General features: G+C 50.9%; 1 protein-coding gene. It reads right to left on the bottom strand.

What is annotated here, in order from left to right; genetic code table 11:
• The coding region (locus ACFQEU_RS17030) for a hypothetical protein (RefSeq protein WP_379784074.1) at positions 1–752 on the bottom strand (752 nt) is incomplete at both ends.

The following is a 752-nucleotide window of genomic DNA, read 5'->3' as shown; positions in this document are numbered from 1 at the left end:
GAGCAAATGGCCTTCGCTCGTGAACACCTCTGTTTTCACGGGGAAACCGATGTAGGGAAAGTCTTGTCGGTATTCCGTAATGGTGGAAACACCCGATTGTTCATCCACCGAACGCAAGCGTTTGAAACCTAATAAGCCACGCCCTGCCGCTTGCGCTTTGGCTTCGGCGTAGTAATAACTGATATGGCTTTGCGCTTCGGTATTGACTTGGTCATTCACATCCAGCGCCGGCGCAGAACCGGATACACGCACTACGATTTGCATCGGCGCCATCACTTCCAACGTCGGCGATAATTTACCTAGCGAATGGTGTAAACCAGAAGCCCATCGGTTGTTCAGCTCACGGTAAAAAGTGCCTTGGTCTGCAACTTGGTAATCCGTACACCAGCCAGCGGTATAATTATTGTCATAACTCGGCCGCTCGCAACGCTCTTCATCCGTCGTGGTAATTTCTAAGCGCGCGTAATGGTCACTGGTGACTAACGTGCCGTATTGAACTTCCGTCGCCGCACCTAGGCCATTGGTAACTTTTGAGATGACATTAAAACTGTCGCCGTCAAATTTTGCCGGATAGGTGTATAACCTGTCTGTGGTCACCCGCACTAAGTCGAGCCGGCCATCGCCGGTAATATCGGCGAGTAAGCGTACGTATTTATCTTCACCGGCTTGGGTGCCCACTAAATAAGGCTCATCAAGCGTGTCGCCCAACCAACGGCGCAAATAAATACTGGCGCCATCAAACCACATCAAGT

Source organism: Halorubrum tibetense, assembly GCF_042661865.1.
GTDB classification, from domain to species: Archaea; Halobacteriota; Halobacteria; order Halobacteriales; family Haloferacaceae; genus Halorubrum; species Halorubrum tibetense.
Note: the sequence above shows the minus strand (reverse complement) of the source record. Positions and strands in the feature narration are given on the sequence as shown.